Source organism: Lactobacillus sp. ESL0791, from assembly GCF_029433255.1.
GTDB lineage: Bacteria > Bacillota > Bacilli > Lactobacillales > Lactobacillaceae > Lactobacillus.
This window is the reverse complement of sequence record NZ_JAQTHU010000001.1, coordinates 39,295-63,293: the sequence shown is the minus strand read 5'-3', so window position 1 is coordinate 63,293 and position 23,999 is coordinate 39,295. Positions and strand designations below refer to the sequence as shown.

Here is a 23,999-nt window from a genome sequence, read left to right as displayed (position 1 = left end):
TTACTTTGAAAAACAAATTTATTACTTTTATGATCACCATAATTTTAGCATTATCTATCCCAATTATGGCAATTAATACCTGTTTGCAACCAGCACATGCGGCAACTGATTCTAGTCAAACAGACATGTATACTTTCGTCCGTAATACCTTAGCAAAGCATCATGTTCGCGGCAGCGTCGAAATAATTGAAGATGGTGTGCCACAAGAAATTAGCTATGGCTATGCTTGGTATGGTAAAAAAATTGGCAATGGCGACCCACAGGTCATTTATCCCTCAGCATCTTTACAAAAAGTGATCACTGGGGCAATGATTGTCCAATTAATTAACGAGAAATCAGATACTGACCAAGAATTTTCTCAATACACGAAAATTTCGCGCTGGTATCCCACTTTAAAGAACGCCGGTAATATCACCGTGGGAAACTTGCTGACTCATACCTCAGGTATTATAGCAACAGGTACCGAAATTGATCGTGGGTATAACTATTCCGAAGCTAATGCCATCAACTGGGTGGTTAACAATGTTAACCGCTCTGCCAGTGGAAAAGTGGGCAGTTATCATTATAACAATACCAATTATATCTTACTTACCGGCATCATTCGTCAATTAACCGGAAAATCATACGATGCAAACCTCCAAAGCAGAGTAATCGATAAATTGGACCTCGAAAACACATGTCTTTACCAAGATATTCCAAAGGCACAAACCGATCCAATATCGTATTATTCAAATGGTAGCAAGAATTACCAAAATTCTAGTTATGTAAAAAAATCCCTTGCATCCCAAATTCCTGGAGCTGGTAACTTGTTTACTACTCCAGAAGAATATTACAAAATTCAAGTTGGTTTAACAGACGGGACAATTCTTGACAAATCTGATTTTAACTATTTAACTCATCTCAACAGCAAGGTAACCAATTATTCTGGTGGCTTATACCTTAAGAATGATGATAACCTTAAACTTGCGTATGGCAGTTTAAACGGAACTCATTTTGGCACTTGGGTGCAATTAACAAGCGACAACCAAAATGGTATCGTAATGTTTCTGAACCAAACTGACGATAATGAAAACGACGAAAAAGATGTTGGTTATGAAATCTTACAACATATTAAAGCTGATACTTTTACTTCACGATAATAAAAATTTGTTTTTTAATTAAACAAATAGTTCACACGTCTGAGAAAAAACTATGCTTTTGAAAAATATTGTTTAAGAGCAATTATTAAAGTCGAATGTTATTGTAAATATCTTTAAATTTTGTAACTTTTTGTTGTGTAATCTAAACAAAAGATTATATCAAAAAAGGAATGTTAGTTTTTTGTTCTAACATTCTTTTTTGATTTGAGTTTTTTCCAGACACTTTTTGACAAAAAAGGCAGCACCAAAAAACACACGGGGAACTTAATCCTCATGTGTTAATTTTCAATCGTAATTTTTATTTTAAATCATCGCTGAACACGCATGCTGCCTTGCTTAGCCATTACGGCACGAATCTCTGCATCGGTAACTAAATTAAGGTCCCCGCTAATCGTTAATTTTAGGACGCTTGCGGCAATTGCATAATTAATTCTTTCCTGTTCATTAAAATTATGCAGCAATCCGTGAACCAGTCCGGCACCGAAAGCATCCCCCGCTGCGACACCTTCCCAAACATGCATTTTATAAACAGGTGTTTCATAAACCTTGCCATTATCGATCATCAGGGCCATCCATTCTGAATCTTCTACAGAATAAATATTACGGAGCACGCTAGCAACCGTGCGGCAGTTTGGATATTTAACAGTTATTTCCTTCATGCCGGCAACAAATGCAGCTTTTTGGTTAATTCCGTGGCGCATATTGCCATCAAAGGCCTTAATTCCCAGGGTTGCTTCAAAATCCTCATCATTTGCGATACAAATGTCAACATAAGGCATCAGCTGTGCCATCGTTTTCTGTGCTTCTTCCTGAGACCACATCTTGCCGCGATAATTAAGATCGCAAACAACACTAATACCATGTTCAGAACAATACTGACAGGCAGTTAGCACTGCCTTACGCATTTGCGTTGAAACTGCCGGTGTAATCCCAGAAAAGTAAAAGTAACTTGCATCTTGTAAAATTTTCGACCAGTCATATTCTTCAGCCAGTGAAACAGCAAACGAACTGCCAGCACGATCGTAAACAACACTTGTATTACGAATACTTGCACCCTTTTCAAAAAAGTAAATTCCTAGCCGAGGGCCGCCTGCACGCATCTGCGATACATCAACGCCATAACGGCGTAAAGTTCCTAAAGCCGCTTGCCCTACCGCATGGCTCGGAACTTTAGAAACAAATTGTGCATGGTCGCCAAGAAGAGACAGTGAGGTCGCTACATTCGCTTCTGCTCCTCCATAGAGCCCCGAAAAATTATTTGTCTGCACAATTCTTTGATTTTCGTCGGGTTTAAGCCGCAACATAATTTCGCCAAAGGTTACTACTTTTTGCATACTGCACCTATTTTCCTTGTATCTGTAAAAATTCTTTGTGATAAGCTGCTGCTTGTCTGGTTACCGCAGCAAAATCACCCTTAGCAGCGGCAGCGGTCAAATTACTGCCGGCACCAACGACAACCACTCCAGCTTCAAACCAGTCATGCATGTTATCCAGGTTTACCCCACCGGTCGGCATCAGGTTTGCTTGCGGTAGTGGTGCCTTAACAGCTTTGATAAAGCCTTGACCCACAACACTGCCTGGAAATACTTTAACAATTTCTGAACCATACCGCATCGCTGTTTGAATCTCAGTAACCGTCATGCATCCTGGCATATATGGTATCTGATATTCATTGCATAGCAACGCAACTTCCTTAGAAAACGAAGGTGCAACAATAAATTTGGCACCTGCCATAATTGCAATTCTAGCGGTAATCGGATCCAGAACCGTTCCTGCACCAATAACCACTTCTGGATCATCACCATAATCTGCACTTAATTGGCGGATAATCTCATCAGCCTGAGGGGCAGTAAAGGTTAACTCAATTGCCGTAACGCCGCCCTTTATACACGCAATTGCCGTTTGACAGGCCTCTTCTTTTGTTTTTCCTCTGACAACAGCCACTACTCCGGCTTTTTTTACTGCCAACAATGTTTCGCTCTTCTGCATAAAAATTCCTCCATTATTCTTTTTAAATTATAGCTTTATGGTAAACCTTTACCTAAAATATTTCAATCACGAATTGTTAAAAAGATAGTTTTCTCCGACTATTAATTTGTTTGCTATAATAGCTGTAATAACTTGAATTTGAGGACTCTATGAAAAAATCAGCTAGTATCAAAGATGTTGCCAATTTGGCAGGTGTCTCCATTGCCACGGTATCACGATATCTTCACGGTAAATTAAATCGAATGTCCACCAAAACCGCGCAACAGGTTAAAAATGCCATTGATAAATTAAATTATGTTCCTAACGCCGCCGCCAGACAGTTGATTACCAATAAAAGCAAAACAATTGCAATCATTGTTGTAAACATTGCGGATTCATTTTCGACTGAATTATTTAAGGGCGCTAGTTTCGTCTTAGAATCTAGCGGCTACACAACGGTGATGCTTGACACAAATTCGCAGCAGCAAAAGGAACAGCATTTAATTAACGAAGTAGGCCTAAACACCTACGACGGATTAATTTTACAGCCGCTGGGCAGTGATGCAGTAACAATTAAAAATGAAGTAAAAAGGGAAATGCCGATTGTAATCCTTGACCGCAAATTAGATTATTCTCCTTGGCCCCAGGTGTTAAGTGATAATTACAGCGCCAGTTATAACGCGGCCAAATATTTTCAGAATAACGGCTGTACTGAAGCCATTGTTTTATCATCAACAATTTCGGTTGCTTCAACTAGGCAAGAGCGACTGAAGGGAATCAAAGAAGTTTATCCGCAGGTTAAAGTATTAGAGCTGGAAGCAAACAATTCCGGCAAGCATAATCATGCAATTTATCATAAGTTAGGAAAAGCTTTAACCAATACTAATTCTAAAACCGTTTTGTTCTTTCTTGAGGAACGGTGGTTCTTCACCTTTTTATCTGCTTTGCTTAGCGATGGTTTGATTTCAAATAAAAATCTGCAAATTTCAGGTTTTGCCGACACCGATTTAATCCCGACAATCTGGCCAACCGCTAAAATGATTATGCAGAATCCTTACCAAATAGGGAAAAAGGCGGGGCAGTTGATGCTTAAACTACTAAACGGTGATCATCAGGCGATACCGCCAGTAACGATAATTAAAACCAAATTTAACTAAAAAGCAACTCGTACATCCGTGTTTCTAACGGATGCTTTAACAGCAAGTTCATCCCGACTGCTGCTTTTTTCTTTGGGCCCAATAATTCCTCCTTAACGGTTTCGCGCTCAATTTGTGCTTGACCTAAATAAAAGAATTTTTTGCCGACCGCATCACTTTTTTTCACAAATAAATGTAATTTCATTTGCGGTGTATTAAGTAGTCGCTGTACTTCATCCGATGCAATATGCCGCGGTGTTCTGGTATACCAGCGCAGGCTCCGGCCATCCGACAAAGTATTGTGGTATAGTGCATTTCGCTTATCTTCCGCATCTTTTTTATAAGTGATAAAGATTGGCGTTTCGCTTTTATCAACACGGTAGCCGTACATCGGGGCCGAAACATCCTTAGGCCAATTTAGCAACCGGCAAACATCCTTGCGGTCATACTGCTGGTAGAGGGTAAACTGCTGGTGATTATCATATTTTTCATTAAGGGCTAAGCCCGTCATAACCGCATCAGTAAACAGCTTTCTAAATACGGAATCCTTTGCTAATGCTTGGATCATCAGCGGTGTAAACTGATAATCAAATAATCCGACGCGCTCAATTAATGCTTGATTGCCGTACTGCTCTTTTTTTGTAGTTTTACCCTGCTTAACCGCAAAGAAATCCAGGGATAAAATATCTTCCACCGAACTGAGAACGGCATTATCAACGTAGGCACAGTGATTTTTTAATTCTTGTTCAAATTCATCCCGGCTAGCCTGTTTATTCTTCAACAACAGCTTAAGCAGAACCAATTCGTGTGGTCTTTTTCCATTCAATAATTCCTTGGTAACAAACGCAAGCACTTCATTTTCATATTTGGTCAAACTAACATGCTCTCCCATTTTAAGCAGAAACGTCCCGTAATTTTGCAGACCGTGATTATTTGCAAATACTTCCGGTGACGTTGAGCCATAACGATAAAAATCAAATAATAACGGTACCCGGCCAATTTTTTCTTTCAAATCATGATAAGACTGCCGCAACTCTTTAAAACTGTCCAATTTAATCTGTTCAAGCGAAGCCAAAATTTTAGTCGACGCAATCTTACTAAAATTGATCGTTGATACACCGATAAAATTTGGCAGGGTGATTTCTTCACGCACCCGATCCTGATCATGACTTGTATCCTGATTGAGGGCAATTGGAATTAAATAATTATTTTTATAATTACCAATAAAATCGATTACCGTCACATAATCTTTCCCCGGATACTTACGCAGACCCCGCCCTAGTTGCTGAATAAAGACAATACTTGATTGGGTATTACGCAGCATCACAATCTGATTAAGTGCCGGAATATCAACGCCCTCATTGAAAAGATCAACCGTAATAATGTATTCAAGCTGTCCTCGCTCAAGCTCGCCGATAACTTCATTTCTCCTTTTGGCACTATCCTGATTGGTTAAAGCGGCTGCCGGATGATTTTTACTTGTAAAAATTTGGGCTAATTCATATGCTTCTTCCTGCCGGCTGCAAAAAACTAGACCGCACGGCTGCGAGCCGCAATAACCGTAGTAGTCCAGTTCTTTTAAAACATAGTTAACCCTTTCGGCCGAAACCAGGTAGCGCAAATTAGTTGTTTCATCGATTATCTCACCATTATTTTCATAATCCTGAACCCCAACATAGTGAAACGGGGCCAGCATCTTTTCTTCTAAAGCATCACGCAGCCTAATTTCATAAGCTAAATTGTAATCAAAAATTTGGTAGACATCCTGATCATCCATTCGTTCCGGAGTTGCCGTCATCCCCAACCAGAATTTTGGCGCAAAGTGGTCTAATATCCGCTGATAACTCGGAGCAGCAGCACGATGTGCCTCATCAATTAAAATATAATCAAACTCGTGTCGCTTTAGTGTTTCTAACGTTTTAGGCTGACTGATTGTTTGGACCGTGGCAAACAAGTATTTTTTGCTTAAATCATGCCGATTACCCGCCAACAAGCCATAATCGGAACGATCACCGCCGATTACTTTGTAAAAACTTTTTAGGGCTTTTTTAGCAATTTGCTCCCGGTGAACAACATATAAAAATTTCTTAGGTTGAAATGCTTTTACCGCAAAAGCACCTAAATAAGTCTTGCCTGTCCCAGTTGCTGATACAACCAGGCCACGTTTTTGCCCCTCAGCCACCAAGCCATTCAATTCAGCTAGTGCCGACTGCTGCATCTTATTAGGAACAATTACCGCATCCCCTTTTTGCAGAACTGAAGTAGTGCTTACTGGCTTGACCCAATTCTTCTCATAATTAGCCAGCCAATCCTGCGTTAGATCCATGCTATTTTCTTTTAGCCGCAATATCTGACTGCCAATTTGTTTTGTCAGTCCGGCTTCGTTTGCAGAACTGATTTTCAATGCCCATTCATAATTACTCAGCAAAGCCGCACGCGTAAAATTCGCACTGCCAATGACGATAGTTTGATAACCTTCATGCTCAAACAGATAGCCCTTAGCATGAAAGCCGCTCTTGCCAGCAATTTTTACGGTTAAATTAGGAATTTTCTGTAACTCGCGGAAAACCTGGGGGTTATTGAAGCCGAGATAGTCTCCCGTAATCAAAGTACCCTGAACATTTTTGGCAGCCAAATCAGCCAGCACCACCTTAAGCGGCACCAGCATATCCTGAGTAACAAAGGCAACCGCCCAAGTAAAACCTGAACACGTTGTAAGCTCCTGACGCAACGTCAACCAAATCTTGTCATCATGCTTATTTTGCAAAAGTTTGGGGCTTAATAATTCATGTCCAGGATAACTTTGATCATACAATCCGTTGAGAATTGCATCTTGTAATGGCTTGTTCATCTATTTCTCCTCAAACTTTATTTTAAAAAAATAAAAAAGACATCTAACAAAGATGTCCCAAAATTACCTATAAAGCAATTTCTAATAAAATCGGACAGTGATCAGCACGGGCACCAGTATCCAGCATCTCCGAGCGTTTCACCTTATCGGCAATCCGGTTGCTGGTGAGCCAATAATCAATTCTCCAGCCAGAATTATTTGCTTTTGCCGTGCGCACACGCTGGGCCCACCAAGAATACACGCCCTCAACGTTACCGTTAATTTCCCTAAAAGTATCTGTAAAACCGGCATTTAACAAGTTAGTAAACCCGGCCCGTTCTTCATCAGTAAAGCCGGCAGAATGATGGTTATTATCGGGATGCTTAAGATCGATCGGTGTATGGGCACAGTTATAGTCTCCACTGGCTAAAACCGGTTTTTGTTGATCCAGCTGTTTTAGGTATTCCAAATATTTTTGGTCCCATACCTGACGTTCAGAAAGACGCTTCAACCCGTTACCAGAATTTGGCGTATAAACTTGAGTAACAAAACATTTAGGAAACTCTAGAGTAATAATTCTGCCCTCTTCATCCATTGTGCCTGGTGCGCCAATTTGGGGGTATGTCACCTGCGGTGCCAATTCTTTTTTATACAGGTACATTGTCCCGGCGTACCCCTTGCGTGCCGGCTCTTCCGATGAGCGCCAAACATAATGATACTCAGGAAATTCTTCCGCCAAGACTTCTTGGTGCTTTTTAGTTGGTCCTGTGGCACGCAGTTTAGTTTCTTGAATTGCAATAATGTCTGGACGCTCAGTGTGTATTTTTTCTAATACTTTTCGCGTTTCCTCTGCTCGCGCAGAAGTGCCCGTTAATGCCGCGTTTAACGAATCAATATTCCATGAAATTAAGATCATCTTTTCTCCCTTTTTACTTATATCCATACATTATAAAGCTTTTTAATACTGCCGCAAAATATCATCTACTGCATTACCATATATTTCGCCAAACAAATTCAGGTGCATGCACAAATAATAAAAACGATACCAGTTTAATCGCTCTTCCACACCTGGTACAAGTGGGTAAACCTCGTTATAAGCCGCATAAAAATCATCATTGAAGCCGCCAAAAACGGTGGTCATTGCCAGATCGAATTCCCGATCACCATAAACTGCATCGGGATCAATTAAGTAAGGCTTACCGGCTGCAAACATTACATTGCCAAACCAAAGATCACCATGACACAGACTTGGTACGATCACTTTATCTGCATAATAAGTTGTAAAAGCCGTCACCATCTGTTCAAAATGATGTTCACGCCAATCATTCCAACGACCAACTTTCTTAGCATAATTAACCTCCGGAAGAAGCCGTTGTTCAACATAAAAATTAATCCAACTTGTTCGCCAGCGATTATCTTTAAGCAAGATTCTAGTTCGATAATAATCGCCAAACCCGAAACTATTATTGTGTCTTTGATGAAGTTTAGCAACCATTCTGCCTAAATCAGCTTGACTGCCCACACTTTTTTCCAGCCAATTCAGTAGCAAATAAGCCATATTATCAATCTGTCCGCTTGCAAGTGGCTTTAGTGTATTCGCACCGGCCCGGGAAATTTCTACCAAACCTTTTTTCTCATGATCAAAGTAACCAGCATCTGCATATGGTTGAACCTTCAAAAAATATTTTTGCTTAGCAGCGATAATTTTATAAGTTTTATTCGTGTCACCTCCGTGAATTATTTTACAATCAGTAACATTTTTTATCGGTAATCTTTGAATGAAATTTTTCATTTGCATTTATTTTCACCTATATGGAAACCTAATTTAACCCAATTTTAAAGCGTTTTAAAAAAGAAAACGTTTTAAATTATTTTTATATTTATGTCTCACTTACACAAGTGTATAATAGCACAAGAAGGCATATTTTAAACTTATGGAGGCAAACAATATGACTAAAATTTTTGCATATGCGATTCGAAAAGATGAAGAACCATACGTACACGAATGGGAAAATGCTCATAAAGACATTGATGTAGAATTTACTGATAAGCTTCTAACTCCCGAAACAGCTGCTTTAGCTAAAGGCGCTGACGGCGTTGTAACCTATCAGCAATTAGACTATAAAGCCGATACAATTCAAGCCTTAGCCGATCTTGGCATTAAGAATTGGTCTTTACGTAACGTTGGTATTGACAATATTGACTTAAAGAAAGCTAAGTCTTTAGGCTTCAAGTTAACCAATGTTCCAGTTTATTCACCTGATGCTATTGCTGAACATGCAGCTGTTCAAGCAGCACGTGTTTTGCGTCAGGATAAGCGAATGGATGAAAAAATTGCACGACATGACTTTCGTTGGGCACCAACAATCGGTCGTGAAGTACGTGATCAAGTAGTCGGTGTTATCGGCACCGGTCATATCGGTCAAGTATTCATGAGGATAATGGAAGGCTTTGGCGCTAAAGTCATTGCTTATGATATTTACAAAAACCCAGAACTCGAAAAGAAAGGCTATTACGTTGACAGTCTTGATGACATTTACAAGCAAGCTGATGTAATTTCATTGCATGTTCCAGATACGCCAGAAAATGTTCATATGATTAATGACGAGTCAATCAAGAAAATGAAAGACGGTGTTGTGATCATTAATGTTTCTCGTGGTCCGTTAGTTGACACTGATGCTGTCATTCGTGGCCTTGATTCTGGTAAAATATTCGGCTTTGTTATGGATACTTATGAAAATGAAGTTGGTATCTTTAACAGCGATTATAGTAATAAAGAGTTGCCAGACAAACGTTTAGCTGATTTAATCGCACGGCCAAATGTTCTCGTAACTCCGCATACAGCATTTTACACAACTCACGCAGTTCGCAACATGGTTGTTAAAGCATTTGACAATAACTTAAAGTTAATCAAAGGTGAAAAACCTGATACACCAGTTGACTTAGACAAAGAATTTTAGATGAATCTAATATAAAAAAGAAGTTGAGTTTTCCTCAACTTCTTTTTTATTTCCCGGGAAATATTCAATTAAAATCCTATATTATGGCTTTAGCTTTATAGCAAGAGCTTCATATGGCTTAAAAATTAATGAAGGTTGCAAATTACCTGCTACTCTTTGGTAATTGCTAATCAAGATGGAATACGGCTGATCCACATAAGCAGTTGGTATTTGGATCTTATGTTCTTGACCATAAAAATTAGTAAAAACTAATATTTTACTAGTACTATCAAGATTAAATCGCTCATAAGCCAAAATTTGTGGATCATTTTTTAAAAACATTTTGATATGCCCATCAGAAATCAAATCCTCATGTTTTCGGATCCTAATCAATTTTTGATAGTAATTAAAAATTTCTCCTTGGGTTAGCTCTTTACAGACATTGATTTGCATCTGCTTTCTCGGCATCAGCCACGGCTTTACTTTGCTAAAACCCGCATATTGGTCAGAGTCCCAATGCATTGGCGTTCGCGAATTATCACGCGACTTGGCTTTAACAATTGCCAAAGCCCCTTCATCCGACATTCCTTGTTTTTTCAGTTTATTAAAAGCATTTAAGCTTTCTACATCAACATAATTATTAATTGAAGAATAATCAGGATCAATCATTCCAATTTCTTCACCCATATAAATATATGGTGTACCACGCATTAAATGAATTGCAGTAGCAAGCATTTCAGCAGATTTTATACGGTACTTACCAGGATCACCAAAGCGGTTGAGAGCCATAGGCTGATCATGATTATTCCAAAAGAGTGCATTCCAGCCGCCACCTTGATCCATTTTTTCTTGCCAATCAGCAAACAAATTTTTTAATTTCATAAAATCAAACGGCATCTTAGACCATTTTTCACCATTTTTATAATCAACTTTTAAATGATGAAAATTAAAAACCATTGATAATTCATGTTCACTAGGTTTGGAGTATTTAATTGAATTTTTAATCGTGGTAGATGACATCTCGCCAACAGTTATACTATCAAAATCCTTTCCAAAACTTGCCGCATTTAATTCTTTTAAATACTGATGAACGATTGGCGTATCAGTATACAAACTCTTTTCTTGCACTGGATCGGTTGAATCAACTAACTTGTCAGCTTTGCCAATAACGTTAATCACGTCAAACCTAAAGCCCCGAACTCCTTTAGCTCGCCAAAAATTAACTACTTTATAAACTTCTTGTCTGACTTCTGGATTATGCCAATTAAGATCTGCTTGACTGGGATCGTAAAGATGCAGGTAATAATAATCAGTATCACCAAATTTTGCCCAAGCTGGGCCCCCAAACTTACTTTGCCAATTAGTCGGCAAGCTGCCATCAGGCTTTGCTTTACGTAAATAAAAAAATTTACGGTATTTTTCATCGCCAGCTAAAGCCCTTTGAAACCATTCATTGCTAGTTGAACAATGATTGAAAACCATATCAAGCATCACACCAACATTAATTTCCTTCAATTTGGAAACTAGCTCATCAAAATCTGCCATTGTACCAAAAAGCGGATCAATTTGATAATAATTAGCAATATCGTAGCCATTATCATTCTGTGGTGAAACAAAAAAAGGATTAAACCAAATCATATCAACATTGAGTTTTTTTATATAATCAATTTTTTGAATAATTCCCTGAATATCTCCAATACCGTCATTGTTAGAATCATAAAAAGATTTAGGATAAATTTGATAAATTACTTTTTTGCCTAAATTAACCATTAGCTGCTCCCTTAGGGTTTGATTCTCTGTCTACGAGCAAAATCCACAAATTTAAATTTTTGCGGATCATGATAGGACAAAGTAAGCTGAAACAAAGTTGCATCGCTCAAAAAATTATGGCTAGCTACCAAAACTGCTGAATTACCTTCTATGCCGAGTTTATTTTGCAATTGCTTGCCAATCTTCTCAACCGTAATTGCTTTTGTAGCATATGAAACTTCTAAGCCCTTTTTATTTTCGAGATAACTATAAATTGAAGTCTGCGCGGCTTCAAGCGGTAATTCAGTAATCGGTGGTGTAAATAAGAAATCACAATCAAGAATTTCTGCTTTCCCATTAATTATTCGTAAACGTTCAATATAAATTCCCTTTTGCTCTTTTTCTTCAGGAAATTTCTCTTGAAAAAGTGCTGGTAAGGACTTCATTTTTTTCAAAGTTAAAACAATAGTTTCGGTTCTCATTCCCATTGCTTGACTTAGCTCAGCAAAGCTTGAAATTCCTGAAACGGGAAAAGAATATTTTTCCAGATTTAACACCATTGAACCTTTGCCGCGAATTTTTTGAATTACGCCTAAAGAATTGAGCTGGTCTAATGCTTTTCTAACCGTTTCACGTGAAGTCCCATACAAAATAGTCAGCTCACTTTCGCTTGGCAAAAATGAATTAATCTTAAACTGTTGATGTCTAATTTTAGCAGTAATATCTTGTGCAATCAGATCAGATTTAGATTCCATTGAAATTCCTTTCATCAATTTTCTTTATTATACCTACTTCGGTACATACAAGTAAACTACTTTTATTTAAATTGCTAAAAATATCAGTAAACAAATTATTGACAGCTTGTATAGACAAGTATGATAATATTATTGTATTACTTAGTAAAAATGCAAATGCATTGTAGAAAAGGAGGACAATATGGCAAACAATAATAAGGCTTCTCTTTTGGCTCCTGCTAACGGTCAAGTTGTTGCCCTAAGCAGCATTAATGATCCCGTTTTCAGCAAAGGAACAATGGGCCAGGGGTTCGGTTTAATACCTTCAAGTGGTGAAATTGTAGCACCAGTTACCGGTAAAATCGTGACTATTGCTGCAACAAAGCATGCAATTGGACTTAAAACTAACGAAGGGCTTGAGGTATTAGTTCATATGGGAATTGATACCGTTGAACTTAAAGGTAAGCCATTTGCAATTAACATAAAAAATGGTGATACCGTCACAGCAGGTCAACGAATTGCAGTGATGGATCTTGATATGGTTAAGCAATCCAAGCTGGATCCAACGATTATTACCGTTATTACCAATTCAAATGACAAAATTGCCGGAGTAGATGTGACTGAAGGTGAGACTAAGGCGGGAAACTCTGTCGCCACTGCTTATCTTAAGGCTGCTAATTCGGAAAAGACTTCAGCTAAAAAATTATCTAATCCTGATTTAGCTGCTTTTATCATCAAAAATGTGGGCGGCAAAGAAAATATTAAAAATGTGATTCACTGTATAACGCGGCTGCGTTTTTACTTAAAAGACGAAGCTAAAGCTGATGATGACGTATTGAAAAATCAGCGTGGTATCCTTGACGTAATGCATGCTTCCGGTCAATATCAAGTTGTTATTGGCGATGGGGTAGCTAATTTATATGACGAACTGATTAAGCAACTTCCTGAATTAGATGAGACGGCCGCAAGCCAAGAAGGCAATCAAAATACTGGTAAAAATCCTTTTACAAGAGCACTAAATAACCTGATCGGTTTTATAACCGGTTCAATGAGTCCAGTCATCGGTGTCATTGCGGCATCGGGAATTATCAAGGGCATCCTTGCTTTGCTCACTCTGCCGCAGCTTGGTTCCTTGCTTAATGTTAACAGTGTTCCATATATTACAGTTAGTGCGATGGCAGATTCAGCATTTTACTTCCTGCCTATCTGGGTTGGCTTCAGTGCCGCTAAACGTCTCGGCAGTGACCCAATTATTGCCGCTGTCATCGGCGGTGTCATTACTATGCCCCAGCTAATTGCCTGGGGTAAAGCTGGCAAGGTAATGTTCAACTTGGCTGGACTAAATTTTCAGTTTTTGAACTATACCTATTCAATCTTTCCAATGATTTTGGCAGCTTGGTTGGCCTTTAAGTTGGAAAAATGGTTAAAGAAAGTTTTACCAACCTATCTACAAATGATTTTTGTTCCGTTAATCACCGTCTTGGTAGTTTCAACGATCACATTAGTCATCACAGGACCAATTATTCAAGGAATTGCCAACGGAATTGCTGTCTTCATTAACTGGCTGGTTTCTGTCTCAGGTTGGCTTGGCGGTTTCATCATCGGCGGCCTTTACCAAGTTTTGGTTATCTTTGGCTTTCACTGGGGTGTGGTTCCGTTGGTTGCCCAGCAAATTGCAAGTACGGGGCAAAGTGCAATTAACGCAATTATCTGTTCAACAATGATTTCTCAAGGTGCGGCCGTTTTGGCTGTTGCAATCAAATCAAAAAAGGCAGATATTAAAGAATTAGGTTTTGCCGCAATGATCAGTGCCTTCTGTGGGGTAACCGAGCCCGCTATTTATGGTGTTAATCTAAGATATAAGAAGGTCTTCATATCTGGTTCAATCGGTGCTGCTTTTGGCGGCCTAATTACTGGATTAATGCACGGAACCATGTTTGGCTTCACAGGTGGTTTGATCGGCTTTTCAAGTTTCTTCAATCCTAAGAATCCTAGTGATCTTAGTAGCTTCTATGCATTCCTACTTGCTAGTGCAGTTGCAATTGTTGTTGCCTTTGTTATTACCTGGTTCTGGGGTTATGATGATAAAATGACGATGGGCAATAAAGTAGAAAAAGCAAAGCGCCCAGGAACGATTTAATAGTGGTTCAAAGCAAAAAAAGAATGTTTCATATGAAACATTCTTTTTTTGTCTCTTAATTAGCTGATGCATTAACAGCTTGAATCAAAGCATTTCTAAAACCCGCTTCTTCAAGCTTAGTAACACCCCTGATTGTTGATCCACCAGGAGTAGTCACCTCATCTTTTAATTCTTCAGGCAACTTTTTATTAGTTAATGCCAATTCAGCTGTTCCTAATAGCATCTGTTCAATTATCTGGTACGATTCCGCACGCTTAACACCATTCTGAACCGCTGCATCGCTGAGTGCTTCAATCATTAAATCAACATAAGCTGGTGTACAGCCAGCTATCGTTCCATAGATTCCGAGCATTTCCTCAGGAACAACGTAAACATCACCCATTTTAGAAAAAATCGTCTTAACTTGTTTAATTACTTCCGGTTTTTCATTTGGAATAAAACTAATCGCGGTAATTCCTTCACCCACTTGCACCGGTGTATTCGGAACAATTTGTGCAAAATGCACACTCGCAGATGTCTTTTGATTAATTTCCGTAAGGTCACCGCCGCCAGTTGACAGCATGATTCCCTGATACTTTTGTCCTAACGCTAGCAAGATTTTAGTTGTAGCGGGACCACCAACAGCAACAATTACAACGGCACAACCATTAAAATCAGCATAATTGTTTACAAACGTTAAATTATATTTTTGTGCAGTCATTTTTGCAGATTCATGGCCACTATTCAATACATAAATATCTTTACTGGCAATTTGAGCCTGTAAAAGACCTTTAATTATGGACGTCCCAATTTTGCCCGTCCCAATAAAACCAATTTTCATTTTTGCTCTCCTCATTATAGTATAAAAATTAGAAATTAGCCTCATCAGGATCCTTGGCTAGTTTGCCTACACCATGCAAGCCATCAAGCAGTTTCATATCTGCAGGCGAAATTTCAAAGTCAAAAACTTCAGCATTAGCCTTGATATAATCCGGATGAACTGACTTAGGTAATGGCAGAAAACCATGTTGCAAAGACCAGCGAATTAAAAGCTGCGCCGAGCTTTTACCGTATGCTTGTGCTATTTTTTCTACAGTATGATCCTGCAGCAAACCGCCAGTTCCCAATGGACTGTACGCCTCATTAAGAATGCTCAGCTTATCATTGTAGGAAGTTAAAGCGGTTTGCATATCACTTGGATTCAAGTAGTTTTGATTGACTGCCGGTTTAATTTCAGCCGTTTTTAATAATTCATCAAGATGTTTTTTTCTAAAATTGGAAACACCAATTGCCCGAATTTTACCAGCTTTAACAGCTTCTTCCATTGCCTGCCAGCTCTCAGCGTTTAGTTCTGCCCAATGAGCACGTGTCGCAGTCGGACTAGGCCAATGGATTAAGTACAAGTCAAGATAATCAAGACCAAGGTTACTAAGGCTTGTATCAATTGCCTTTTTGGTGTTTTGATATCCGTGATCTGTATTCCATAACTTAGTCGTTACAAATAAATCATGCCGGTTAATACCGCTTTTCTTAATCCCCTCCCCTACACTTTGTTCATTACCGTAAGCAGCAGCAGTGTCAATCAAACGGTAACCTGCTTTAATCGCCGTTAAAACCGAATCGCGCGCAACTTCACCATCAGGTGTCTGCCATGTTCCAAAACCAATAACCGGGATATCAACTCCATTGTTAAGCCGGTAAGTATCATTTAAAGAATTCAGTGTCATTATATTTCCTCCTTATATAATTATCTTTTATTATAAATAATTGGCCCTACTTCATTCTACTGCTATGCGTTTATAAATTAAAATTTATTAAAATTATTTTTCATAATTGCAACAAGCTGCGAGTAATTATCAACCTCAAATAACGGATGTAAGTGCAAATCATTTACACGGTGACGGTGATTATACCAAATACTATCGAAGCCATAGCGTGTTGCCCCCAAAATATCTGACTTTAAACCATCGCCAAAAAAGATCGTTTGAAACGGACCAATATCGGTTTGACTAAAAAAATAATCAAAAATCTGTGAATCTGGTTTTGAATGCCCAGCTTCCTCGGAAGTAATAATTAGCGAAAAATAATCCTTAATTCCAGCCAATTCAAGACGTTGCCTTTGCATATGCTTTTCACCATTGCTCAAAACGGCTAATTGGTAATTATTTTTCTTGGCAAACTGCAGGGTGTCTTTTACACCCGGGAGCAATTTATGTGCCTGACCAAAATATGAGCGATACTCATCCATCATTTTTAAGCCATCAACCTCTAGCCCCAAATTATCTTTAATAAAATTATGAAATGTCATCTCACTCAACTGTTCATAATTAATTTCACCCTGTTCGAGTCTTCGCCATAATCCCTGGTTATAAGAATGATATTTGCGCTGTAAAGCAGTAGTCAGCTTCCATTGGTGTGCTGCAAATAAGCCGCGCAAAGCAAAGCTTTCCGTAGCATAAAAATCAATCAAAGTATCATCAACATCAAAAATTATTTGGCGATAACGCATTAAATGACCCCTCCATTATTTCCTAGGAAATATTTTTCTTTCGTACATTGACATGGAAATAAATTATAGCAGTTATGCTTGGCAAAATTAACCAATTTTATTTAGTTTTTCAAAAATCGCCCTACTTTTACCTGCCTTGTCCTTAATTAAGTTATAATATTTACTATCATGGAGGTGAACTATTTATGTTGACGCTTTTTCTCACGTTCTTATTAGTATTCTTCTTATTATGGCTTTTTATCAAACTAGGCTTTGGACTTATCAAGATTTTTGTTTATCTATTCCTAGTTGTTATTGGCTTCGTCTTTTTTATTCACCTACTATTACCGCTTCTTGTTTTGGCAATCATTATTTGTCTGTTAATTGCATTCATTGGTGGCTAGATTAATTCAGAAAAAAAGGAGCAGCTTTTCATAGTTGCCCCTTCTATTCTTATTAAAAATCAAAAACTAGTTATCTAATAATAATCGTAAACGAGAAACAACTTCTCGGGAACCAGCCATAATTAAATGATCATTAGTTGCCAAACGCGTATCATCATGCGGATCAACAAACTTGCCGTCGCGCACAATTTTACTAATTACTACTTGATCTATCTCAGGCAAATCAGACAGCAGGCTGCCGTTAAAGCGGTCATTGGTCATCGTCACCTCAAACAAACTTGACTTAGAAGAAGTGATAAATCGTAAAACCTGTGGTGCCTCAATTGCGGTCCGAAAAACGCCAATACTTGTATCAAAGGTATTGAAGTATTCAATTCCTAAATTTTTCAGCTCCTCTTCCATTACCCCGACCTCATCAGGGTCTGGGTTATCCATTCTGACCAAAACACGTTCAACACCATATTTTTTCGCAGCAATTGCTAAACTGTAGTTTATCTTCGAACGTAAATCAGTAATTACTAAAATATCTGTGTCAAAAATACCCCATTCAATTAGTTTTAGCGGTTCCATTGTCTCCAAAAAGGTTACAGGAGCAGAATTTTTGTAAGTACGATAATTTTGTTCATGCCGGGTGTAGAGCTTCGTATCATACCAATCTCGTGGCAATTGATGATAAGTTTCAACCGATGCCACCGTTGTCCCGATAATGTGAACAATCGTTTTCGGGACCTGCTCATCCTGCGGTTGGTATAACTGCTTAAACAGCATCGGCCCAAATAAACAGGTCAAAACCGCTGCCAAAGTCAGAGCCCCGCCCTGCTGGCTGCTCAAGGCATGGATATTTTGGGCAACCGCAACACCAGAAATAACTAGCGTCATGGTCGTTTCAACCAGAAAAGTCCCGGCCAAAGAATTCCGCTTTGAAAATAATTTTTTAAAGCTAAAATATGCCGGTAATTTTGCTAATAAAAAAGCAAGTAATAAAAGCGGGATCAGCATTAACGTTGCCCGCGAACCAAGCAATGCACCTAAATCAAGCTTAACCCCCGTTAAAATGAAGAAAAAGGGAATTAAAAAGCCATAGCCAATCGCGTTCAGCTTTTCCTGAGTCACTTCTTCAGGTTCCAATAATTTGATCACAATTCCGGCAAGAAAGGCACCGAGAATATTTTCAGCCCCCACCGACATTGCTAACACAACCAAAATTACGATTACCAAAAATGCAAACCGCATGTCCAGCTGAGTTGTTGACTTGGTTAACTTACCAAATACATTAAAAAAGTTACGGAAACGGGCCAGCAAAAATGCTGCAGCCAAAAAGACGAGCGAAACCGTTGCAAACAAAATTACTGATAAGAAAATATCTGAAAACAAACTGCAGATCTTAAAAAGAATACCCAGAACAACAGAAGTAGCAATTGTTAATGAATAAGCAATAATTGCAATTTTCAGCGGCGATTGTTTTGTCATTTTTTCCGCCTTTTTAGCAGCTAAAGCCGTCGTCGGCTTATTCTTCTTAAATAGTGAAAAATCGATTTCCATTCCACTCAAAAACAATAACATAATTGTTCCTAACGTACTTAAAGTGTTCAAAACTGAGTTAATATGAATAATATTAAAACAACTTTTTCCCAAAATTACGCCCACAATAATTTCTGCAACGGTTGATGGGATTAGCGACACTTTCAACCGAGCCAGCAATGTTGGCGTCAAAAAGGCAGCGACGGCAACAATAACAAGTGATAAATCCATTTAATTACTTCCTTAGTTTTAGAATTTATTTAACTTGTCTATTTTACCAAAAATATGCACTGACAAAACATTTTTTATATACAAAACTTGCTTTTATAGCGAAACGACATTTTGATAATGAGCCAATTCTTCCGTTCTGTGAACAATGCTGATAATCGTTGTTTGCGGTAAATATTTCTTCAGCATGATGTAAACACGAGAAATCGACTTTTCATCTAAAGCACTGGTTACCTCATCTAAAAGCAATATTTGCGGTTCAGTTACAATTGCTCGTAGAAAAAGAATTTTTTGCTTTTCACCGCCAGAAATTTTACTTTTAAAATCTCCCGGTGTTCTCTCAGTCAAATCACTAACTGAATGAATTAACGAATCCAAGCCAATTTCTTTTACTAAAGAAAAAACTTGCGCAGCGGCAACTTCTTGATCGGGATAACAAATATTAGCCATAACCGAGCGATTAAATAACGGCACACTTTGCGGTGTATACATGATACTGGGGCGACTTTCAAAAGGAAAAATAATACTGCCGCCAGCCGGTGCATAAAAGCCGCTGATTAATTTCAGCAAAGTACTTTTACCAGAACCGTTAGGACCAACTAGCGCGGTCATTTGCTTTTTGGGGAAACTAAGGTTAAGGTTGGCAAAAATCTGCTGGCCTGAGCGATAAGAATATGCCAGGTTTTCAATGACAATTCCTCTAGCAGCAAGCACAAATTGATAATGAGTTGTTGCTTGCGCATTCGCCTGATCGTATTCCAATTCCGTTAAACCCGAACGAATTCGGTTCAGCATCTCCTCAATTGCCAAATATTGTGTTCCAAAACCTGACAAATTTAATACGGAATATAGCAAGATCAATAAAGTTGCCAAGGTTTTACCTGAATTGCTACCAAAAAATTGCTGGCCTAAGAGTGCAATCAAACTTGCGACAATTACAATTAAAAATTGCTGCAATAGCGCCGTTTTATCTGTAATATGCTGAACCTGCTGGTATGTTTCTTGTTCACTGGTCAAAATTTGATCCATCTGCTTGTTCTCATATTTTTCAGAATGAAACGACATGACGGTTTCAATGTTCTGGTAGTAGTCAATCATGTATTCACTAACCGAAGCTGTGCTTTTTAACGACTTGGCGACATTATTGCGGTTGCGTCTTGCCATTTTAACCGAAATCAACATGTAACCAACAAACAAAAATAGGTAGAGCAGCCCCAGCAGCAAGTTATTCATGCTCAAAAAGATTGTGTACAGCAGCAGCATAGCACTCATTTGAACAATAACCTGTAAACTATTTTGTTCCAACTGCCGGCAAGCAAAAGAAACATCCTTAATATAGCTCTGTACTTTTCCAACCGGATGCTCGGTAAAATAGTAAAAAGGTTTGTTAGTAACGTTTTGCCACAATTCTTCCTTAGAATATTTGCGGACAGCTTGAACAAAGTTGTTATTAAGCAAAGTAATCAGCGGTAGAATCATCAGCGAAACCGCCAGCCCCAGCAACAACCAAAGTTTTATTCCTTGTGCATTATTTGCTGCAAATAATTGGGTAATTAAATATGGCTGCGTGAAATAGACTAAGTACCCGACGAATAAAAGCAGGACAAAGAGCAGGATCTTAAGTGAGCCAATTTTTTTGATAATGTTCGATAAATACGTTTTAGTCATAATTTCACCCCATTGTTTTTTTCTTGAAAAGCTTATTTACATTATTTACACCATCTTGATATTAAAAAACAGGCAGCAGCCTGTTTTTTAGTTTAATCCAAATCTAGCGGAATTTTATGCGTTGGCCGCGGATATTCCCTGTCAATAAGTGCCAAATCTTCAGTCGTCAATTCCAAATTGCCAGCTGCAATATTGTCCCGCATGTGTTCAGCATTAGAAGTCTGCGGAATTGCAATCGTAATACCATCACGAATCGTCCAGGCTAACAAAACTTGATAAACTGACACAGCATATTTTGCAGCAAGCTGCTTAATTACCGGATTTTCCAACATGTCAGCATGTAAATTGTTGTGCAGGCCACCAACCGGGCTGTAAGCCAGCAGCGGCACATCATGCTCTTTCTGCCACGGAATTAAATCAAAGTCTAAGCCACGCGCATTCAAGTTATACAGATCCTCATTGGCTGCCACATTATGACCTGCCGGGAATGCTTCAACTTCTTCTAAATCGGCCACATCAAAATTGGAGACACCCCAGGATTTAATTTTTCCGCCTTCACGCAACCGGTCCAGCTCGGCAATTGTCTCTTCTAGCGGAACCGCTCCGCGCCAGTGGTAAAGATACATATCCAGATAATCTGTCTGCAGCCGCTCAAGACTTGCATCCAGATGTTTTTCCATCTCTTTTTTAGTGGCATTAGCCGCCGCAACTTTTGATACCAAAAATAAATCTTCACGCTTGTAAGGTTTAATGGCATTACCGACTAAAATTTCTGAAGCGCCATTACCGTAAATCTCAGCGGTATCAATTAATTTAGCTCCGGCCTCAATCCCGGCTTGAATTGCTGCAGTTTCTGGCTGCTTTTTTGCCGCATCACTGCCCATATGCCATGTACCAATCCCAATTGCTGGCACCTCGCGGCCATTAATTCTTACTTGTTTCATCTGATCCTCCATCTTCATTCTAAATAATACATATCAATACACATTATAATACTAAATTGAAAATTGCGGCAGACACTACACCAACTACAACAATTACCAGCAAGTTTTTGGAAAGAACAGCAGCCAAAACTGTCGGCAACGACGACAGCAGATTAAGGTAATTAATCCCCGGTAAGTGCCCCAGATGGGGAACAAAAATCTGCTCAAACCACAAAACAGACATAATTGCGATGGGAACGAAACTTAAAAATTCGATCACTACATGCGGTAAAGACATTTTCTTCAACAAAATAAACGGTGAAACTCTAGAAAGCCAGGTAACGAGGCCGGTAACGAGTGTCGTTAATAAAATAAAATTACTTGTCGGCATGTTGTAAAAGCACCCCCAAACCACACGCTAAAACTGTTACTACCAATACCAAAAGGTTAGCCGGTATAAATATCAAACCAAAATATGTACAAACTAAGGCAAACACCACGATTAACAACTGCAGTTTCAGCCTGATACTTTTATCAGAAATTATCTGCAGGTAAAGCAGGCCGATAAACATTGCCGTAATCGCAAAATTAATGCCAAACTTAGCAGGATCGGCAATCAGCGAACCTAAGCCAGCTCCCAGTGCACTGCTGCCAATCCAAGTTAGATAGGAAACCAGATTAACCGTATTAAACCAAGTGAAATTCAAAGTCCTATTTGTATAATTTAACTTATTCATTGCCAAAGCATAACTTTCATCCGTTAAAAGCGTGCCCAGCCAAATATTCTTAGGTAAGGATTCTTTTTTTAAATATGGTGTCAGCGAGGTACTCATCAAGATCATTCGCGCATTCACCAAAAAAACTGAAAACACAATTGCTAGAAGTGAACTATGTGCTAACAACATGGTAACCATAACAAACTGGGCGGAACCAGCATAAACCAGCATTGAGATTAGTAAAATCTGCCAAATTGATAAACCAGCGGAATGACCCACAATGCCGAAAGCTGCACCAATCCCGATATAACCAAAAACTGTCGGCAAGGCTTCAACAAAAGCCGCTTTTCTCGTTAGTTCATTTCCCATGAATGTGTTCCTTTCCTAAAGCAAACATTAATCATAAATAATAATTAAAATTATCAATAAATATTTAATAATATTATTAACAATAATAAGTTTGTAGTGCTTTTTTGTCAAACAAAAATCGGCACCCTTTAACGGATACCGATGAAATTGACAATTAATTTAGTTCCACCACAGTTTAATCAAGCCCTGTGTACCCAAATCGCCCAGTTTCTTCTCATCAACCAAAATTTCATACAGCTTCTTCGCTTCCGTGGTTGCCGGCAGTTCAACCTTCATCTCTTTAGCCGTATCAAGAGCAATTCGCAAATCCTTCAAAAAGTGCTTACTAAAAAAGCCTGGGGTATAGTCACCCTTTAAAATCCGCGGGCCGTAATTGCTTAAGCTCCAGTTAGCCGCACTGCCGCCGCCAACTGTTTTTAAAACTGCCTCTAGATTCAAATCCGCTTTTTGCGCATAAACAAGCATCTCGGTCATCCCTGTCATGGTACCAGCAATCATAATTTGGTTGGCCATCTTGGTATTCTGCCCGCTGCCAGCAGGACCAAAATACTGGGCTAACTTGCCAAAATCCGCAAAGACTGGTTTTAACTCATTAAAAGTAGCTTCATCCCCACCAACCATAATTGTCAGTGTGCCGTTTTTGGCACCCAAATCACCACCAGAAACAGGCGCATCCAAAACTTTCGCACCTAACTTTTGACCTTCATCATAAATCTTTTGTGCCAAAGTCGGTTTAGACGTCGTCAGATCCACCAGATATTTGCCTTTGACACCAGTCGTTAAAATACCATTCTCTTTAAAATAAACCTGCTCGACATCGCTGGGAAAACCCACCATGGTAAAAATCAAGTCAGCATGTCCAACCACTTCCTTGGGATTGGCACACCAAACGGCACCTTTAGCAACCAAGTTATCGGTTTTGGCCTTAGTGCGGTTATAAACCCACAATTGGTGATCAGCCTTTAACAAATTTAAACATACGGCATTGCCCATAACGCCGGTACCAATGAAACCAATCTTCATAATAGCTCCTCCGTCTCAAATTAATTAAATATATATTATTCACAA

The 23,999-nt window shown here is 38.8% G+C and carries 20 protein-coding genes; 4 read left to right on the top strand and 16 right to left on the bottom strand.

Annotated features, from left to right (window positions below):
- The first annotated feature begins 29 nt into the window (after window positions 1-29).
- Window positions 30-1,139 carry a serine hydrolase domain-containing protein gene (locus PT285_RS00305; protein ID WP_374211482.1) on the top strand — a complete coding sequence of 370 codons (1,110 nt, stop codon included), beginning with the start codon at window positions 30-32 and terminating at the stop codon, window positions 1,137-1,139.
- A 308-nt stretch (window positions 1,140-1,447) separates the two neighbouring features.
- Here PT285_RS00305 and PT285_RS00300 read toward each other — a convergent pair whose 3' ends face one another.
- Window positions 1,448-2,473 (bottom strand): sugar kinase, encoded by a 1,026-nt coding sequence (locus PT285_RS00300; RefSeq protein ID WP_277146879.1) that lies wholly within the window; start codon window positions 2,471-2,473, stop codon window positions 1,448-1,450.
- Between the two features lie 7 nt (window positions 2,474-2,480).
- The gene (locus PT285_RS00295) at window positions 2,481-3,128 is read right to left on the bottom strand and encodes a bifunctional 2-keto-4-hydroxyglutarate aldolase/2-keto-3-deoxy-6-phosphogluconate aldolase (RefSeq protein ID WP_277146877.1); all 648 of its coding nucleotides are present in this window, start codon (window positions 3,126-3,128) and stop codon (window positions 2,481-2,483) included.
- A gap of 149 nt (window positions 3,129-3,277) precedes the next feature.
- On the opposite strand from PT285_RS00295, the gene PT285_RS00290 reads away from it, so the two are divergent.
- Entirely contained in the window at window positions 3,278-4,264 is a 987-nt protein-coding gene (locus PT285_RS00290) for a LacI family DNA-binding transcriptional regulator (RefSeq protein ID WP_277146876.1), read from the top strand.
- On the opposite strand, the gene PT285_RS00285 is transcribed toward PT285_RS00290, so the two are convergent.
- The 3 genes from PT285_RS00285 to PT285_RS00275 form a co-directional block, all read right to left on the bottom strand.
- Window positions 4,257-7,094, bottom strand: a complete 2,838-nt coding sequence (locus PT285_RS00285) for a DUF3427 domain-containing protein (RefSeq protein WP_277146874.1) — start codon at window positions 7,092-7,094, stop codon at window positions 4,257-4,259. The genes PT285_RS00290 and PT285_RS00285 overlap by 8 nt on opposite strands.
- Before the next feature lie 67 nt (window positions 7,095-7,161).
- Window positions 7,162-7,989, bottom strand: a complete 828-nt coding sequence (locus tag PT285_RS00280) for an exodeoxyribonuclease III (RefSeq protein ID WP_277146872.1) — start codon at window positions 7,987-7,989, stop codon at window positions 7,162-7,164.
- Between the two features lie 42 nt (window positions 7,990-8,031).
- Entirely contained in the window at window positions 8,032-8,871 is an 840-nt protein-coding gene (locus PT285_RS00275; RefSeq protein ID WP_277146870.1) for a fructosamine kinase family protein, read from the bottom strand.
- A 151-nt stretch (window positions 8,872-9,022) separates the two neighbouring features.
- Between PT285_RS00275 and PT285_RS00270 the strand changes: the two genes are divergently transcribed.
- Window positions 9,023-10,033: a D-2-hydroxyacid dehydrogenase gene (locus PT285_RS00270; RefSeq protein WP_277146868.1), complete on the top strand. Its 1,011-nt coding sequence runs from the start codon at window positions 9,023-9,025 to the stop codon at window positions 10,031-10,033.
- An 81-nt stretch (window positions 10,034-10,114) separates the two neighbouring features.
- On the opposite strand, the gene treC is transcribed toward PT285_RS00270, so the two are convergent.
- Complete coding sequence (treC, locus tag PT285_RS00265) at window positions 10,115-11,782, bottom strand: alpha,alpha-phosphotrehalase (RefSeq protein ID WP_277146866.1); 1,668 nt, start codon at window positions 11,780-11,782, stop codon at window positions 10,115-10,117.
- 11 nt (window positions 11,783-11,793) lie between these two features.
- Window positions 11,794-12,516, bottom strand: a complete 723-nt coding sequence (gene treR / locus PT285_RS00260; protein WP_277146864.1) for a trehalose operon repressor — start codon at window positions 12,514-12,516, stop codon at window positions 11,794-11,796.
- A 181-nt stretch (window positions 12,517-12,697) separates the two neighbouring features.
- On the opposite strand from treR, the gene PT285_RS00255 reads away from it, so the two are divergent.
- Window positions 12,698-14,635 (top strand): PTS glucose transporter subunit IIABC, encoded by a 1,938-nt coding sequence (locus tag PT285_RS00255; RefSeq protein ID WP_277146862.1) that lies wholly within the window; start codon window positions 12,698-12,700, stop codon window positions 14,633-14,635.
- Between the two features lie 55 nt (window positions 14,636-14,690).
- Here PT285_RS00255 and proC read toward each other — a convergent pair whose 3' ends face one another.
- The 9 genes from proC to PT285_RS00210 all read right to left on the bottom strand — a co-directional run bounded on the left by proC (window position 14,691) and on the right by PT285_RS00210 (window position 23,954).
- Window positions 14,691-15,455, bottom strand: a complete 765-nt coding sequence (proC, locus tag PT285_RS00250; RefSeq protein ID WP_277146860.1) for a pyrroline-5-carboxylate reductase — start codon at window positions 15,453-15,455, stop codon at window positions 14,691-14,693.
- Window positions 15,456-15,483: 28 nt separating this feature from the next.
- Window positions 15,484-16,341, bottom strand: a complete 858-nt coding sequence (locus tag PT285_RS00245) for an aldo/keto reductase (RefSeq protein ID WP_277146858.1) — start codon at window positions 16,339-16,341, stop codon at window positions 15,484-15,486.
- 77 nt (window positions 16,342-16,418) lie between these two features.
- Entirely contained in the window at window positions 16,419-17,123 is a 705-nt protein-coding gene (locus PT285_RS00240) for a YjjG family noncanonical pyrimidine nucleotidase (RefSeq protein ID WP_277146856.1), read from the bottom strand.
- A gap of 449 nt (window positions 17,124-17,572) precedes the next feature.
- Complete coding sequence (locus PT285_RS00235; protein ID WP_277146854.1) at window positions 17,573-19,258, bottom strand: cation:proton antiporter family protein; 1,686 nt, start codon at window positions 19,256-19,258, stop codon at window positions 17,573-17,575.
- Window positions 19,259-19,351: 93 nt separating this feature from the next.
- Window positions 19,352-20,923: an ABC transporter ATP-binding protein gene (locus tag PT285_RS00230; RefSeq protein ID WP_277146851.1), complete on the bottom strand. Its 1,572-nt coding sequence runs from the start codon at window positions 20,921-20,923 to the stop codon at window positions 19,352-19,354.
- A 92-nt stretch (window positions 20,924-21,015) separates the two neighbouring features.
- A complete protein-coding gene (locus PT285_RS00225; protein ID WP_277146850.1) occupies window positions 21,016-21,867 on the bottom strand; it encodes an aldo/keto reductase in 852 nt (283 codons plus the stop codon).
- A 43-nt stretch (window positions 21,868-21,910) separates the two neighbouring features.
- Complete coding sequence (locus PT285_RS00220) at window positions 21,911-22,237, bottom strand: AzlD domain-containing protein (protein WP_277146848.1); 327 nt, start codon at window positions 22,235-22,237, stop codon at window positions 21,911-21,913.
- Complete coding sequence (locus tag PT285_RS00215) at window positions 22,224-22,931, bottom strand: AzlC family ABC transporter permease (protein WP_277146846.1); 708 nt, start codon at window positions 22,929-22,931, stop codon at window positions 22,224-22,226. The genes PT285_RS00220 and PT285_RS00215 overlap by 14 nt, the downstream gene beginning before the upstream one ends.
- A gap of 159 nt (window positions 22,932-23,090) precedes the next feature.
- The gene (locus PT285_RS00210; RefSeq protein WP_277146844.1) at window positions 23,091-23,954 is read right to left on the bottom strand and encodes an NAD(P)-dependent oxidoreductase; all 864 of its coding nucleotides are present in this window, start codon (window positions 23,952-23,954) and stop codon (window positions 23,091-23,093) included.
- Window positions 23,955-23,999: the final 45 nt, after the last annotated feature.